The organism is Paraburkholderia fungorum, assembly GCF_046027605.1.
GTDB classification, from domain to species: Bacteria; Pseudomonadota; Gammaproteobacteria; order Burkholderiales; family Burkholderiaceae; genus Paraburkholderia; species Paraburkholderia fungorum_F.
Genome location: NZ_JAQQEF010000014.1, coordinates 22,151 through 37,544, shown reverse-complemented (window position 1 = coordinate 37,544; position 15,394 = coordinate 22,151). Strand labels below are relative to the sequence as shown.

General features: G+C 61.8%; 13 protein-coding genes, 1 pseudogene and 1 riboswitch. Of the genes and pseudogenes, 10 read left to right on the top strand and 4 right to left on the bottom strand.

The features are described from left to right. Positions 1-25: 25 nt before the first annotated feature. Entirely contained in the window at positions 26-934 is a 909-nt protein-coding gene (locus PQR53_RS22610) for a LysR family transcriptional regulator (protein ID WP_408458640.1), read from the bottom strand. Between the two features lie 201 nt (positions 935-1,135). On the opposite strand from PQR53_RS22610, the gene PQR53_RS22605 reads away from it, so the two are divergent. The 5 genes from PQR53_RS22605 (at position 1,136) to PQR53_RS22585 (ending at position 6,361) form a co-directional block, all read left to right on the top strand. Beyond that, positions 1,136-2,191, top strand: coding sequence for a porin (locus tag PQR53_RS22605; protein ID WP_408458637.1), 1,056 nt, complete (start codon positions 1,136-1,138; stop codon positions 2,189-2,191). Positions 2,192-2,265: 74 nt separating this feature from the next. Then, entirely contained in the window at positions 2,266-3,342 is a 1,077-nt protein-coding gene (locus PQR53_RS22600; RefSeq protein ID WP_408458635.1) for an alpha/beta hydrolase, read from the top strand. Next, positions 3,339-4,694, top strand: a complete 1,356-nt coding sequence (locus PQR53_RS22595) for an MFS transporter (protein ID WP_408458632.1) — start codon at positions 3,339-3,341, stop codon at positions 4,692-4,694. Before PQR53_RS22600 ends, PQR53_RS22595 begins: the two co-directional genes overlap by 4 nt. A gap of 53 nt (positions 4,695-4,747) precedes the next feature. Further along, positions 4,748-5,761 (top strand): alpha/beta hydrolase, encoded by a 1,014-nt coding sequence (locus PQR53_RS22590; RefSeq protein WP_408458630.1) that lies wholly within the window; start codon positions 4,748-4,750, stop codon positions 5,759-5,761. 159 nt (positions 5,762-5,920) lie between these two features. Next, positions 5,921-6,361 carry a hypothetical protein gene (locus PQR53_RS22585; RefSeq protein ID WP_408458628.1) on the top strand — a complete coding sequence of 147 codons (441 nt, stop codon included), beginning with the start codon at positions 5,921-5,923 and terminating at the stop codon, positions 6,359-6,361. 113 nt (positions 6,362-6,474) lie between these two features. Here PQR53_RS22585 and PQR53_RS22580 read toward each other — a convergent pair whose 3' ends face one another. Continuing rightward, positions 6,475-7,050, bottom strand: coding sequence for a histidine phosphatase family protein (locus tag PQR53_RS22580; RefSeq protein WP_408458625.1), 576 nt, complete (start codon positions 7,048-7,050; stop codon positions 6,475-6,477). 97 nt (positions 7,051-7,147) lie between these two features. After that, positions 7,148-7,235: riboswitch (adenosylcobalamin (AdoCbl) riboswitch) on the top strand. A 53-nt stretch (positions 7,236-7,288) separates the two neighbouring features. On the opposite strand from PQR53_RS22580, the gene PQR53_RS22575 reads away from it, so the two are divergent. The 5 genes and pseudogenes from PQR53_RS22575 to PQR53_RS22555 all read left to right on the top strand — a co-directional run bounded on the left by PQR53_RS22575 (position 7,289) and on the right by PQR53_RS22555 (position 11,902). Beyond that, positions 7,289-7,510, top strand: a complete 222-nt coding sequence (locus tag PQR53_RS22575) for a CbtB domain-containing protein (protein WP_120348989.1) — start codon at positions 7,289-7,291, stop codon at positions 7,508-7,510. 11 nt (positions 7,511-7,521) lie between these two features. Then, entirely contained in the window at positions 7,522-8,268 is a 747-nt protein-coding gene (locus PQR53_RS22570; RefSeq protein ID WP_408458623.1) for a CbtA family protein, read from the top strand. Between the two features lie 259 nt (positions 8,269-8,527). Further along, positions 8,528-9,712 (top strand): annotated as a pseudogene (locus PQR53_RS22565) (ABC transporter substrate-binding protein). Positions 9,713-9,769: 57 nt separating this feature from the next. After that, a complete protein-coding gene (locus PQR53_RS22560) occupies positions 9,770-10,585 on the top strand; it encodes a VOC family protein (protein WP_408458620.1) in 816 nt (271 codons plus the stop codon). A gap of 924 nt (positions 10,586-11,509) precedes the next feature. Then, positions 11,510-11,902 (top strand): hypothetical protein, encoded by a 393-nt coding sequence (locus tag PQR53_RS22555; protein WP_408458618.1) that lies wholly within the window; start codon positions 11,510-11,512, stop codon positions 11,900-11,902. A gap of 170 nt (positions 11,903-12,072) precedes the next feature. Here PQR53_RS22555 and PQR53_RS22550 read toward each other — a convergent pair whose 3' ends face one another. Then, positions 12,073-14,001 (bottom strand): FUSC family protein, encoded by a 1,929-nt coding sequence (locus PQR53_RS22550; RefSeq protein WP_408458616.1) that lies wholly within the window; start codon positions 13,999-14,001, stop codon positions 12,073-12,075. Positions 14,002-14,509: 508 nt separating this feature from the next. Then, the gene (locus PQR53_RS22545; protein WP_408458613.1) at positions 14,510-15,346 is read right to left on the bottom strand and encodes a 2OG-Fe(II) oxygenase; all 837 of its coding nucleotides are present in this window, start codon (positions 15,344-15,346) and stop codon (positions 14,510-14,512) included. Positions 15,347-15,394 lie beyond the last annotated feature (48 nt).

Below are 15,394 nucleotides of genomic sequence, written 5' to 3'. Positions count from 1 at the left end.
GCATCGTTGCAAAGTCCTGGAACAGTCAGCCGCGAACGCGTTCCTTCACCAGTTCGATAAAGCGGGTTGCCGCGTTATTGCGCAGTTCCGCAGGGTAGGCAAGATGCAGCGGCGCGCTCAGCTTCGCCGGATTCGTCAACGTGCAGTACACCGTTCCCACCTGGTCGTAACGTTGCATCGACGCCGGCACGAGCGTCACCCCCAAACCGGTTGCGACCAGATTGATGCCCGACACCATGCGCGGCACTTCACGCGCAATCCGCGGGACAAAGCCGGCTTGCCTGCAGGCAGCCAGAATGTCCGCATACATGCCGGGCGCCCCGGGCCGGCGTACCAGAATGAAATCCTCCCGCGCCAGTGCTTTCAGCGAGACCTGCGGCCGCTTCTTGCCCGCGCCCTTCAGTAGCGGATGCCCAACCGGCAGCACCACCACCATCGGTTCGTCGAGCAATAACTCGAACGCCACGCCTTCGCGTGCATCGACCGGCTTGCGCAGAAACGCAGCCTGAATCTGCCCGGCGGCCAGACGCTCGATAATCTCCGCCGCGTTGAGTTCCGCGAGCTCGACCGCGACCTCGGGACACACTGCGCGAAAGGCCCGAATCGCCTCTGTCGTGAAGGGATGGAACGCCGCTGAACTGGTCAGGCCGATCGAGATCGTGCCGAGTTCGCCGCGCGCAATCCGGTGCGCCTTGTCGACCGACTGCTGCAAGTCTTGCAGCAAGCGCTGCGCGTCTTCCGCAAAGGCCTGCCCCGCGGGCGTCAAGGTCACGCCGCGCGGCATGCGTACGAACAGCTCGAAGCCGATCTCTTCTTCCAGCGTTCGGATCTGTTGCGAGAGCGGCGGCTGTTGCATTGCCAGCCGCTCGGCCGCGCGCGTGAACTGGCCTTCCTCAGCGACCGCCAGGAAGTAGCGCAAGTGACGAAGCTCCATCGTGTTCTGTCTCCTCGGTCGCACTTTGCGTTGTGTTGAGTGCCATATTTTATAGATATGGATGGTGCATAAAACAGGTATTTTACATTTACCACCCCCGCTTCTACGATCTCGTCCATCGCATCGACCGATGCCCGCGTTGCCCACGGCAAGCAGGCTCGGGCGCGTCGCGACATAAAACAAAACCAACAGGAGACGTTAGTGAAAAAGCAATGTGCAGTGGCCGCATTGGCCGTGGTGAGTTGCGCGACTGCGCATGCTCAGGCATCGGTCACGCTGTACGGGGTGATCGACACGAACATCGAATTCCTCAATCATGCAGGTGCCGACGGTGGCTCCCTCGTCCGCGAAAACTCGGGCGGACTGAGCAACTCGCGCTTCGGTTTCCGTGGTGCTGAAGACCTCGGTGGCGGCAACAAGGCGTTCTTCATTCTCGAAGCGGGCTTCAACGGCAACGACGGCACCAATGCAAGCGCCGGCGTGCTATTCAATCGGACCGCGGCGGTCGGGGTGTCGAACGACGCGTTCGGCGCGTTGTCGGCGGGTTTGCAGTACACGGCGATGTACGACACGCTCATCAAATACGACCCGATGGTGTTCGGCCAGCAGTACACGTGGATGCCGACCACGGGCTCCGTGGACGGCTTTTCGTTCAAAGCGCGCGTGAACAACTCGGTCAAGTATGTGGGCCGCTTCGGCGGGTTGACGGCGACGGCGGATTACAGCTTCGGCGGCTCGGCGGACTCGTTTCAAAGCAGTGCGGCATACGGCGGCGCGCTCGATTACGATGCTGGCAGCTTCGCCGCGGCGGTGGCTTACGACTATCGCAACGGCGCCATCAATTCGACCGGCATGTGGACCAAGTCGCGCAACTGGAGTGCATCGGCGCGCGAGCAGATCGGCAACGCAACCATCATGGGCGGCTACGAGCACTATCTGTACAACCCGACCAAGGGCGCGACGGTGTCGGCGGCATTGTGGTTCGGCGGCGTGCGCTATCTGATCGCGCCGACGTTGCGCTTGACAGCCGCTGCGTATTACCAGACCAACAAGGCGGACAACGTGTCGAACTCGTTGATGGGCGTGCTCGGCGCGGACTATATTCTGTCGAAACGAACCGATGTGTACGCAACCGTTGCGTATGCCGCTTCCACGCGTTATGCCAACGACCAGTACACGCCGGTCGGCGTGACGAGCGACACCGCTTTCGGTCCGAACCAGACCGGCGTGACGCTCGGCATTCGCCACCGGTTCTGAGTTTTGAGTTTTCAACGACGGATTTGACGATGCGCCGCGTTCAAGACAGTGCACGGTGATCAGGAGCAAGCTGCATGACATTCAATCTTTCCCGGCGTCTGGTGATGGGGTGCGCGATAGCGGGTGCTGCAATGCTGGGCTTGCTCACGCAACCGGCCTTCGCGGTGCACGCGTACGAGCCACATCTGAAACCGGTGGCGACGGTCTCGGATACACGGTTCACGATCGACACGCCGCAAGGGCACGCTGAGTTTCCGCTGTATCTGTCGAAGGATTGGAACGTCGCGCAGCCGCAGGTGACGCGTGCGGTGATCGTGATTCACGGCAAACTGCGTAACGCGGACGTGTACTTTCGCACCGCGCAGAATGCACGTGACGCCGCCCACGCGGACGCCGACAGCACGCTCCTGATTGCGCCGCAATTTCTCGCCACGCTCGACTTGCGCGTGCATGACGAACCGGCCGATCTGCTGCGCTGGACCGGCAACGCGTGGATGGGCGGCGAAGCGGCGCAGGCGCCGCTGCCCGTCAGTTCGTACGAGGTGCTGGACGCGATCGTGACGCGCCTCGCGGATCGCAAGCTGTTCCCCAATCTGCGGCATGTCGTGTTCGCGGGGCATTCCGGCGGCGGCCAGGTGGTGCAGCGTTACGCGGTGGCGGCGCGTAACATCGCCGTGCTGACCGATGAAGGCATCGATGTGCGCTATGTGGTGGCGAGCCCATCGACGTATGCGTATTTCGATGCGCAACGGCCGAATGCGCAAGGTGGGGTGGCGCCGTTCGACGCCGCGCAATGCGCCGACTTCAATCAATGGAAATACGGCATGGACAATCGGCCGCCGTACCTCGGCGATCGCACGCCCGCGCAACTCGAAGCGACTTATGCGTCGCGCCGGATCGACTACCTGGTCGGCGGCACGGACGACGATCCGCAGCAAAGCGCGCTCGACAAAACCTGTGCCGCCGAAGCGCAAGGTCCGCAGCGCGTTGCCCGCGCCGAAGCGTATTACCGGTATATCCAGTCGCGTCATCCGGAAGGCCTGAAACAGCGCTTTCATATCGTGCCGGGTGTGGGCCACAACGGCGCGCGCATGCTGACGTCGGTCTGCGCACTGTCGGCGATGTTCGATACTAAAGGATGCGAGCAATGAGCGAGACAAGCTTGAATCAGCGTGACGGTGTGATGTCCGCGACGGGGGCATCGAACGGCTTGAGCCCTTCGATGGTACGGCGCGCGATCTTTGCCTCCGTGCTCGGCAACGGGCTCGAGTGGTTCGATTTTCTGATCTACGGCTACTTCGCGAAGATCATCGCGCAGGTGTTCTTTCCCGGCGGCGGGTTCGTGTCGATCATGCTGACGCTGGCCACCTTCGCCGTCGGTTTTATCGTGCGGCCGATCGGCGGGATTCTGCTCGGCATCTACGCGGACCGGGCAGGGCGGCGCAAAGCGCTTTCGCTGCTGATCATTTCCATGGCGGCGAGCACGCTGTTGATGGGCCTCACGCCGGGTTATGCCAGCATCGGCATTGCGGCGCCATTGCTGGTGGTGCTCGCGCGGCTGTTGCAAGGGCTCTCGGTGGGTGGGCAGTTCGCGACGGCGTCGGCGATGCTGGTCGAGTATGCGCCGCCGCATAAGAAGATGTTCTACGGCAGCTTCAACATGTCGGCGCAGGCCTTCGCTTTGCTGCTTTCGTCCGGTGTCGGTTATTTGCTGACCACGCAGCTTACGCATGGGCAACTGGTGGCCTGGGGCTGGCGTCTGCCATTTCTGTTCGGCGCGTTGGCGGGGCCATTCGGTTTCTATATCCGGCATCGTGTGGCCGAGTCGCCGGAATTCGAGCGTTTGCTGGATCATAAGGACAAGCCGCCGCGCGTGACGGTGCGCCAGTTCTTCCGCGACAACGGCGACGCGGCGATCTGCGCGATGGGCGTGATCATCGTCGGCGCGGCGACTAATTACGTTTGGCACTCTTATCTGTCGGTGTATGTCGAGCGGCAATTGCATTTGCCGTTGTCTACCGCACTGCTCGGCGCGTTTGTGTCGGGAGTGCTGAATCTGTTCCTGTTTCCGCTGTCCGGCAAGCTTGCGGATCGGTACGGCGCGTACCGGCTGTTCTATCCGATCGTGATCGCGTGGATGGTGTGCGTGTATCCGCTTTATCACTTCGTCGTGACCAATCCGACGCCAGGGCATCTGTTCATCGCACAGATGGTCGCGACAGTGTTCCTCGCCGCCATGTCCGGTTCGCATCCCGGCATGCTCGCGACGCTATTTCCGGTGCGTAGCCGCTCGGCGGGCGTGGCGCTGTCGTACAACATTGCAGTGACGCTGTTTGGCGGCATGGCGCCCCTCACCATCACCGGCTTGACGCATCTGACCGGCAGCAGTTTGACGCCGGCGTTCTATCTGATTTTTGCCGGCTTCGTGTCGCTCGCGATGGTGTATTTCACGCGCTCGGGACGCGAGCAGGACGCCGTGCCGGCGAAGTTCGTCACGCATTAGCCGCCACACATTGCCATTCATTAGACTCATTCGATTAATCACGAGCTTATTGCATGACCCAGTCTTTGATCACAGATGACGAACGCGCGCCGAACGAACGTCCGGTCGCGGTCGTCGCGAGTCGGCATCTGAGTGTCGCGACGCAAGCGGGCAGCGGCACCGTGCCGGTATTCGTAAATGGTGACTGGCTTGCGCCGTCGCGTGACATCAAACGCGCGGTGATCCTGATTCACGGACGCTTGCGCAACGCGGACACGTACTTCGATCTGGCGCAACGCGCGTGTGCGCTTGCCGGTGGCGACGCGGCCGATACGTTGCTGATCGTGCCGCAGTTTCTCGCGACGGCTGACATTGGCGCGCATGCGTTGCCGCCGTCTACGCTGCATTGGGAGTGGACGAGCTGGATGGGTGGCGGGTACGCCGAAGGTCCGGCGCCGCTCAGTTCGTTCGATGTGCTCGACGCGATCCTGCGGACGCTGGCGTCGAGCGAGCAGTTTGCGTCGCTGACCGAGGTGGTGATCGCCGGGCATTCGGGCGGCGGCCAGGTGGCGCAGCGCTATGCCGTGGTGACGCAGGGCGAGGCGCCGCTTGTTGCGCGCGGGATCGCGCTGCGCTATGTGGTCGCGAATCCTTCGTCGTATGTGTACTTCGATGCGATGCGGCCGACCGCGTCCGGCGAATTCGTGGCGTTTGATGCGGCAGCCTGTCCGTCGTTTAATCGCTGGAAGTATGGGCTCGAGGATTTGCCCGCCTATGCTTCGGGCCGAGGGGGCGCGGGTTCGGCTGATGCACTCGAATCGCTTTATGCGCACCGTGACGTCACGGTGTTGCTCGGCGGCGCGGATTGCGATCCACAGCATCCGGCGCTCGACCGTTCATGCGCTGCGCAGACGCAGGGCGAGCATCGGCTGGGTCGAGGGCTGGCTTATGCGCGTTATATGGCTTCGAGGCATCCGGAAGCGGCGGCGCTGCATCGTACGTTTGTGATCGACGGCGTGGGGCACGATGCGAAGGGGATGTTTGCTTCGGCGCATGGGCTGGCTGCGTTGTTCGGTGTCAGGCGTTGAAGTGAGCTCTTAAAGCGCTTGTCGAGGCGTTTCGCGCAGGGCTATGCAGAGGGCCATGGATTTCGCCGACGAAGGCGTTAGTCGTCGGTGCGCATGGGCACGAAGCGTGCTACCGCGCTAATGCCACCCGTGAGCCACCTTTCGAAGGACTGCGCCGACATGAATAAGACCAGAATCCTTGCCGCCGCGATTGCCACGGTATCGCTAGGCGCGTTGCTGCCATGCAGCGCGAATGCCGACGATGCGCCCAGCCCGTGCACATCGCTCAAACGGATCGTCGCGGCGGCGCCGGACGGTTTGGCCGCACTGACGCCGGACGACGGCAAGGGCGTCGCGCAACCCTACGGCGATGACGCGCAATGTTCAGCGAGCCGTGGCAGCTACCAATGTACGTGGACGCCGCACCATGACGCCGGTTCCAGTGCGGATGCGCTGCAGGCCGTCGCGGCGGACATCGCGTCGTGCCTGCCGGATGCGACGCATGACCAGAATTCGCCGGGACGTCAGCATTTTTATCTGGGGACGCGGGCCAAGCGGACTGATATTGCGTTGACGCGGGCTGGTTCGAACAAGCTGAGGTTGGTTGTATCGGGGAAATAAGTCAGCACATGCGGGTTTGAATCGGTTGTCCGCGCCCGGCGCACCGTATTCACGTGGTCCATATTTGTTGTCGTCGCACTTCCCCGAAGACGGGAAGACATCGCGGGCGGCTGTTATTGTGGCGCCGGCCACCATGTCCAACCGCGTCGCGTGCGTCGCAACTCGACCATCGAAAGCGGCGCGATCTCGATGCGCGAAAACACTTGCGGCGACGCCCCGAGTGCATGAACGATGGCAGCTCGGATCACCGCGGCGTGCGTGACGGCTACAACATTTTCCGTATCGCGCGGTGCTTCGTTCAACGCATCGAGCCACCGTCCTATCCGTTTCACGAGCCGACTGAATGACTCGCCGCCGTGCGCGGCGGCGTCGGGGTCGTGTGTCCAGGCGGCGAGGTCTTGCGGCGCTTCTGCGGCGAGATCGGTGAGACGCCGGCCATGCCAACGACCGTAGTCCATATCCGCCAGTCCCTTGTGGACCACCGCACTGAGACCCAAGGCCGACGCCGTTTCGCGCGCGCAAACCGAAGAGCTGACGAAAGCCGCCGCATCCTCCGGAATCGACAGGCGCGCTCGCGCGGCGTCTGCTTCGGCAAGGCCGCGTGCGTCGAGCGGATCGTCGGCGGGGAAGCGGCCTGCGCGCATCGCCGCGGTCGCTGCGTGGCTGATCAGTAACAGCCTTGTGTCCATTCAGTTGATTTCCATGGAGGCCAGACTAAAGTAGGACGCATGAGGCGCATGTTCTGCGTAGCCGGGACGTCAAGTTTAGCGCGTAGAATAACGGCACTGCGAAGCACGGAAGCCGGTGAGAGCCCGGCGCGGTCGCGCCACTGTAATCGGCATTCAAGAGCCGAAAGCCAGACCTGAGCTTCGCACCATTCCTCTTCAATCGACTATCGGGGCGCGTTACCCCCAGGAGATGTCCATTATGTCCAACGCTGTTTTCGATTCCGCGACCCAGCCCGTCGCTCAACCCACGCCGATTCCGCTGCGTGAGCTGCTGCCTTGGGTCGTGTTCGGCGGCTTGCTGCTGTTGCTCGCGATCTATTTCGTTGGGGCCGAAGAAGGCGCCACGTCGCTCGTGCCTGGCATGTATGTGCATGAATTCGTGCACGACGGCCGCCATCTGCTCGGCTTTCCCTGCCACTAACGGAGTCGAACATGGTTGGTAAATTGTTGGTACGCGGCATGCTTGCGGGCATCGCCGCGGGATTGCTCACGTTCGGCTTCGCCAGACTGGTGGGCGAGCCGCAGGTCGATCAGGCGATTTCCTTCGAGGAGAAGGCCGACGCCGCCAAAGGCGACGCGCCCGAACCCGAACTGGTGAGCCGCGGTACGCAAGCGGGCCTAGGATTGTTGACCGGCGTGGTGACGTACGGCGCCGCCTTCGGCGGGCTGTTCTCATTGGTGTTCGCGTTTGCGTATGGCCGCGTCGGTGCGTTGAGTGCGCGCGCGTTATCTGCGTGGCTGGCGCTTGGCGCGTTTATCACACTGGTGATCGTCCCGAACATCAAATACCCGGCGAATCCCCCTTCGGTGGGCGACCCCGAGACGATCGGGATGCGGACCGGCTTGTTCTTTCTGATGATTGCGATCTCGTTGGCCGCGATGGTGTTTTCGCTGAAGGTACGGCGTCGCATGGCGCTGACGTTGGGCGCGTGGAATGGCTCGATTGTGGCCGGTGTGGTGTTTGTCGTGATCATTGCCGCGGTGCAGTTGTCGATGCCGGTGATCAACGAAGTGCCCGCGGCTTTCCCGGCAGTGCTGTTGTGGAAGTTTCGCGTCGCGGCAATCGGGATGCAGGTGATTATGTGGACCACTATCGGGCTGCTGTTCGGCGCCCTGGTTGAGCGGAGCAAGCTGTTGGCTCCCGTGAACCGCGGCACGGCGAAGTCCGCTTACCTTTGATGTGAGAGGCGCGGCCGTGAAGGCCGCTTACTCCCGGTGCAAAGGCGCGACCGCGCGAGCGGTCACGCCGACGTGCACTACGAGAGAAGCCCAATACATCAAGGACTTGGCGCGCTTGCCAGAATGTTATCCACAGGCTTGCGAACATTTTCTGTGGACAAGTTCCCTGGCCGCATAACGATATGCGAATCGCTTGGCTGCCCGAAGCCGGGGCGCATCCGACACTCACTCCAATCTCAAGCACATCGAGCCTGGAGCCATGTCGAACACATCAAGCCTGCGCCCATCATGGGCCACTCAGATTGCGGCAGTTCTGCTGCTGGCCGCATCGGTACTCACGACGTCAACGGCAATCGCCGCGCCACCTTCGGGCGAGCCGATCCTGATCGGCGTCAGCGGTCCGCTCACCGGCCAGAACGCGCAGTATGGCGCTCAGTGGAAGGCCGGTTTCGACCTCGCGTTGGATGAAATCAACAGCCACAATGGCATCAACGGCCGCCCGCTGAACTACGTCTTCGAGGACAGCCAGAGCGACCCACGCCAATCCATCACGATCGCGCAGAAATTCGTCAACGACCCGCATATCCTGATCGAACTCGGCGACTTCTCCAGTCCCGCTTCGATGGCCGCCTCGCCGATTTACCAACATGCCGGCCTCGTGCAACTCGGTTTTACCAACTCGCATCCTGACTTCACCAAAGGCGGCGACTACATCTGGAGTCCGTCCGTTAGCTAGGCCGACGCTCAGCCGCTGCTCGCCGATCTCGCCGTGAAAACGCTCGGCCTCAAGCGTGTCGCCGTGCTCTATCTGAATACCGACTGGGGACGCGCCAGCAAAGACGTCTTCGTCAAAGCCGCCAACGAACGCGGCGCACAAGTCGTTGCGGCCGAAGGCTATCAGCCGACCGAGAAAGATTTCCGCGCGACGCTGGTGCGCGTGAGTGCTGCCAACCCCGACGGCATCGTGCTGATCTCGTACTACTCGGATGGCGCACAGATCGCCCGCCAGGCGCGCGCGAGCGGCATCAATCTGCCGATCGCAGCGGCCAGTTCGGTGTATTCGCCGAAATTCCTCGAACTCGGCGGTGCGGCCGTCAACGGCGTGGCATCCAATACCAGTTTCTTCCCTGGCGAATCTGGGCCTGAGGTGCAGAGCTTCGTCAAACGCTTCGAGGCGAAATACCATCGCGAGCCGGACGCGTTCAACGCCTATGCGTACGACGCCGTCATCATCGCGGCCTATGCGCTGCGTGCTGGTGGCCCCGATCGCAAAGCCGTGCGCGATGCGCTGCCGAAGCTGCACGATATTCCGAGCGTCGTGTTCGGCAAGGCCAATTTCGATCCGGTGACGCGTCGTGTGATCGGCGTGAAGAACATCAACGTGGTGGTGAAGAACGACAAGTGGGCGTTGCTTGAGAGCAAGGCAACGGTTGCGCAGAAGTAGGCATCCTCCGGTCCGTCGAACTATCCGATCAATCACGATTTCCACGACATTTGCGCCATGAGCCTGTTACTCGATCACATCGTTATTCGCGTCCACGACCTGACGCAGACCATTGAAGATTTCACCGAGCTCGGTTTCACCGTGCAGCAAGGCGGCACGCACGCCGATGGCGTGACGCACAACGCGCTGATCGGTTTCGCCGACGGCAGTTACATCGAGCTGATCGCTTTCTTGCAGCCGGCGCCGCAGCGTCGCTGGTGGGATGGGGGGCAGCGTTATGGCGATGGCTTTGTCGACTACGCGTTGTTGCCATCGAGCGTGGGTGCTGTGATCGATGCGGCGCACGGGCACGGATTGCAATACGACGGTCCACAGGCGGGTGGTCGTGTGCGTCCGGATGGCGCGCGGCTGGAGTGGCAGACTGGTCGGCCGCGGACCAGTGATTTGCCATTCCTGTGCGGGGATGTCACGCCGCGTGAGCTGCGTGTCGCGGAGGGCGCGGTGCGTGAACATGCGAACGGCGCGGGAGGGGTGGCGAGTTTGACGGTCGCAGTGGAGGATCTGAAAATCAGTTTGCAGCGGTATCGGGCGTTGCTTGGGGTGAGCGAGCAGGAGACGCGGGTGGTGGCTTTGGCGGGGCTCGGGGCGGTCTCGGCGACGGTTTCGGTGGGCGATACGTCAGTTGTGTTGTTGAGCCCTGTGCGTGTCGATGCCGCGAGTGTCGCCACCGAAGGCGCGGCGTTGCGTCGGCAACTCGCCACGCGTGGGGAAGGGGTGTTTGGGGTTGCGCTGCGCGCTGATTGGCACGCGGAGTCGCAGGTGCTCGATCGTGTGCGGACGCATGGCGCGTGGTTTGAGATCGCTGCGGGGTGACGGAGCGTTGTTATCGCGCGCAGTGTGCAGGAATGTAAGCGGATCAAATGCTTAGGGCTGTTGTCGGAGGGTTATCCACAGCCTTGCGAACAAAAACCGGGGATAACTCTTTGGGTTGCCGTTCAAATGGCTCGCAGTGAGGTTTGAGTCGTTTTCCCTAAGTCATTGTTCTTATGCTTTGTACTGTTGTTAGCCTCGTAGCGCTTTCTTGCGCTATCTCTCTCTTCCCTGGCTTGCGCTACGTCTCCGTCTTTTCCCATCGAGTTGGGCTACGTTTGTGCGTTAGCTGCTCGCCATTCTCACCTACGTATATTCCACGTCTTTGTTCTGATCGTCGTCACCGCCGCGTGGCGATGACTGACAGGTTCTTGCGTGCTTTCCTGCAGGTCACGTAGGAGGCTTGAGGGCGACGTTTGCACTCGCTTAAGCGAAATGAAATTTTAGGAATTGTCGGATACGCAAGAGCCCATCGAGAGGCCGTGAGGACAATAGCTGGTCAGAGGTTGAATGGTATGGCCGGCTGACGTTTGGTCATAGCGCCGCGGCGACAGGAGCGCCGCCGCTGCTACTCGAACGCGAGGTGCAACTGTCGCATATCACGATTGCCCGGTGGCGCGCAGGCCGGTGCCTGCCGGATGCCAGCAATTTCCCGGAACATTTGACGTGGCCAAGCAGACGGGATGCGACACGTGGCGTAGCCGCCAGTACGACTCACCCGATGACGGTGCTTGCGTTAATGCGTGATCGCGCTTCGAACGGCCAATAATTGAGATGGTCTTGAGTGAGCGGCCAATATATATAATCGGCCGCTCCACTTTGTCACAAAGAACCCTCATGCGAGTCGCCGTCATTAGCGCCTACTGCAAAGAGCCGCCTCACGTCTTACGAAGATGTCACGAAAGCGTCCTTGCGCAGCAAGGTAACGTGACCCACTTTATGATCGCAGATGGATTTCCCGTCTCCGAAGTGGATAGCTGGGCGGGTGTGGTTCACATCAAGATTCCCAATCACGCCGACTGCGGGGATACACCTCGTGGTGTAGGTGCCGCTTGCGCGGCGTGGCTCTTCAAGGACGCGCGCGAAAGCATCGTCGGCGACAGGCTATTCTGGAACGCCGTGCAAACCGGAGGCTATACGCGTTTCCACTCAATCGTGCCAACCGTGAACGACGTGAGCACGCTCGCATCTCATTACGAGATGTTCGGAGAAATTCCGCCCGACGACTCAAAGATGATTTTGAAATTGACCGGCCGCGAGCATTTTCAGATGATTAGTTACGCACAATACAGGGCAACGGGCGGCGTGCCCGGTCGGTAATAACGGTCGTGTCCACCCGAATTCATTGTGGCAACGTGTGCGTCGCGTCCGTCAGCTTCGCCTCGCCGATACGGCACAAGACGCAATCGCCAGAACAGCCCGTCGATAAGTTCACAGGAGCAATAGTTCTCCAACGCCGCGGACAAACAAACCCCCACCCCCATCGCCCCCTACGCGCTCCTCCCCCGAAGCGCCCAATTGAACCCCCACCGCGTTTCCACAACCGGCTGCGTCAACCGCTCAAACAACTGTGCGACGGCGCCATCTAGCTGAGCGAGTGCCGATGCCTTCGTCGGATCAACTTCAACGGCAGCTTCAACAGCAGAAGTCACCGAAACACGCGCATCCAATTCGCCACACGCTGAACCCGCCACCCCACCGCGATACCGCACGATCAACGAATCCAGCCGCGCCACAATCGATTCGACATGCGCAGCACTCACATCAGCCAAATTCAACGCCACATCTCCTGACCACTCATCGCGCCGCGAGGAATCACTCAACACCCGCGCCCAATGCAAACAGCAAAGCAGCGAACCGGTAGCCATTTCGACATCGGGATTCCACACCACCACGCGCTGCGTCTGCAGCGGCCTCAACGCGATCCGCAAATCATGCCAGGTGCGATCGAGCTTGCGCATGGCCGGTGCCGTCTCAGGTATTTGCACAACGGAACCTGCAAGCCTCACCACCTCGCGCAACGCCCCCAGTACAGCCCCGAGTCGCACCTCGACATGCCGGGTCGCCGCCAGCGGCATCATCAAAACCGCAACCGCAAACGACACAAGACAACCGACCAGCACTTCTTCGATCCGCAACGCGACCAGCGGCCCCATCGCGAAACCCAACTCGCCATACACGAGGCCGACGAGCACCGTAATGAAAAACACCCCCGGCGCATAAGCACTCAGGATGTAGTAAGCCCAACCGAACACGCACAACACCATCGCAGCCACAAGCAGCATCGGCGAGTCGTGGAGCGGCGCGACCAGCAACACACTGACGAACGCGCCGGCCAACGTCCCCACCAGGCGTTGCGCGCCACGATAGATCGTGTCGGCGCGAGACCGCGTACCGAGAAACACCACGAAGGTCGTGATGACCGCCCAGAACCAGCGCTCGGGAGATAGCGAGTGGCCGATCAGCATCGCGAGAAATGCAGCCGTTGTGGCGCGCGTGGCGGGCAGCCAGCAGAGCTTGGTGCGTAGATCGGCGAATCGCTGGGCTGCGGAAAGCGCAACAACGCCGCCGGACAAACAAGGCGAAGCGTGTCGCGTATAGCCTCGATGCCCGAGTTCTTTGAGCCGGGCGATCGCATGACGCAACACATCTCCACTCGCGTGCATGCTGCTGTGTGCCGGCGCCGAAGCAAACGCATGCTGGCCAGCCGCCACTTCCACTTCGACGATTCGCTCTCGAATGTTCTCGGCGTCCGGCGGATTCAGCAACGCCAACTGCTCTTCAAGCGAGAGCGCGGCTTCATTGAGCGCCGAAAGATGCACCACGCTCGGCGTGGCGAGTACACGCGACGCGCGCAATGTCACGGTGTGAATGGCAAGCCGGAAGCTGGCAACTGCCCGCATCGGCACGATCACACGGCCGACCAGCACGACCATCAGCGGGCCTGACAAGGACAGCGAAAGCGACTGCACAAGGTGCAAGGACGAAGGATGCAGATACAACCCAAGGTAAAAACACACCACGCCCAGCATCGCGCAACCCAACGCGCGCGGACCGCATGCCTGACACAGCATGCCAACGAACATCACGACCAGGAAGCCCGCATCCCCAGCAAGCGGATAGCTGCTTAACACACTCGCCAAGGCAAAGCACGCACAGGCGCAGAGATAAAGGCAGAAGAGCGTGACGAACCACGCAGGCCGTCGCGCATCACGCACGAATAGCGGCGCCACCATCGCAAAGAGGATGCCGGGCGCGGCGAGGGTAACCGGTTGTTGATGAAAGACGATCCACGCGATGCTGGCAATGCCGGTCAGCAGGCAGGCAAGCGCAACGCGCAGCGCGGTATGGAGACGAACGAGTCCCGGATCCGCAACCAGCAGGCGGTCGGCGACGCGCGAAAACGCGGCAGCAATCATGATCGATGATATCCAGGCTAAATGGCCGCCACCGGCTTTTGGCCGATCGCGACAGGGCGGACTGCGAGCCCGCCACCTTCGTATCGCCGAACTGGGCTGCCATGCCGGGATCACCGGCTGAAAGCCCCGTCCGACGACGGGCGATAACACGCGAACAGGTAGGCCGGACGCGCTGCAATGGGTGGTGCAACGTGTCAGGTGAGTTCGGGTTTTCCCGAATGATACCGGGTCAAAATTGCGGTTGTCGAATTTTTGCGGCGCCGCAGCAGTGCCGCAAGCGGCGAGGGTAGTAGCCGCAGCGGTGGACCTCGAGAGAACAAGGACAATGGTGGGGCGGGCGCCGCAGCCGTGCCGCCACCGGCGAGGGTGGCAGCCGCAGCGCCGTACCTGGAGAGAACAAGGACAATGGTGGGGCAGGCGCCGTAGCCGTGCGGCGACCGGCGAGGATGACGCTCTGCCGCGAGCATGCAGCGGCGCAACCTGAGGCCGCCCGCTGAGTCAACCCACTTCAACTAGCATCATGAAAAATCACCCCCAGCGTATGCCGATGGCCCGACCGTAATCGGCTCACGCCATGCCTTAGATTCACCCGGTACACGCCGCGTGTACCTTGCACCGGCCGGTGATGAACCGCAAACACGACCGCGTCGCCCTTGCGAAGCGGTACGACTTCCGTGCGCGACTGCATCCGCGGACGCTGTTCCGTCATCACGAACTCGCCACCCGTGAAGTCCTCGCCCGGCTCGGACAGCAGAATCGCGACCTGAAGCGGGAACACGTGCTCGCCGTACAGATCCTGATGCAGGCAGTTGTAATCGTCCGTGGCGTACTGAAGAATCAGCGGAGTCGGGCGCAGTTGGCCGGCGGCGTGGCAGCGCGCGATAAATTCGTCGTGCGCGACCGGATAACGCACATCGATATTCATCACTTCATTCCAGCGATTCGCGACCGGCGCAAGGCGCGGATAGAGTTCTGTGCGCAATTCCGCAATCAGCGGTGGCAGTGGATACGCAAAGTATTTGTATTCACCACGACCGAAGCCATGCCGGGCCATCACGACGCGGCTGCGGTACGGCGCTTCGTGCGGATAGAGCGCGCTCATTGCGTCACATTCCTGTGCACTGAGCAGATTGCGCAGCATCGCGCAGCCATAGCCGTTCAGCTCTTCTTCGACATCGAACCAGTCGATCGCGTCGATCCGCCGTGCGAGCGGGCCGGCTACCGCACCCGGCGCCGCGGCGCGTTGCGGCTTCTGCTCCGGCTCCAGCTCCGGCTCCGGCTCCGGCGCAAATCCCAGCCCCAATTCCAGTGACTGCGAGCGCGGGTCCTTCGCAACCGTATTCATGAACATCCTCCATAAGGCAATCAGCAAGCAATGACTCAGTGTAAACAC

Coding starts and splice junctions, on each gene's coding strand:
- PQR53_RS22550 (WP_408458616.1), bottom strand. CDS start 14,001: ATGATTGCTGCCGCGTTTTCGCGCGTCGCCGACCGCCTGCTGGTTGCG.
- PQR53_RS22590 (WP_408458630.1), top strand. CDS start 4,748: ATGACCCAGTCTTTGATCACAGATGACGAACGCGCGCCGAACGAACGT.
- PQR53_RS22595 (WP_408458632.1), top strand. CDS start 3,339: ATGAGCGAGACAAGCTTGAATCAGCGTGACGGTGTGATGTCCGCGACG.
- PQR53_RS22610 (WP_408458640.1), bottom strand. CDS start 934: ATGGAGCTTCGTCACTTGCGCTACTTCCTGGCGGTCGCTGAGGAAGGC.
- PQR53_RS22580 (WP_408458625.1), bottom strand. CDS start 7,050: ATGGACACAAGGCTGTTACTGATCAGCCACGCAGCGACCGCGGCGATG.
- PQR53_RS22585 (WP_408458628.1), top strand. CDS start 5,921: ATGAATAAGACCAGAATCCTTGCCGCCGCGATTGCCACGGTATCGCTA.
- PQR53_RS22600 (WP_408458635.1), top strand. CDS start 2,266: ATGACATTCAATCTTTCCCGGCGTCTGGTGATGGGGTGCGCGATAGCG.
- PQR53_RS22575 (WP_120348989.1), top strand. CDS start 7,289: ATGTCCAACGCTGTTTTCGATTCCGCGACCCAGCCCGTCGCTCAACCC.
- PQR53_RS22560 (WP_408458620.1), top strand. CDS start 9,770: ATGAGCCTGTTACTCGATCACATCGTTATTCGCGTCCACGACCTGACG.
- PQR53_RS22570 (WP_408458623.1), top strand. CDS start 7,522: ATGGTTGGTAAATTGTTGGTACGCGGCATGCTTGCGGGCATCGCCGCG.
- PQR53_RS22545 (WP_408458613.1), bottom strand. CDS start 15,346: ATGAATACGGTTGCGAAGGACCCGCGCTCGCAGTCACTGGAATTGGGG.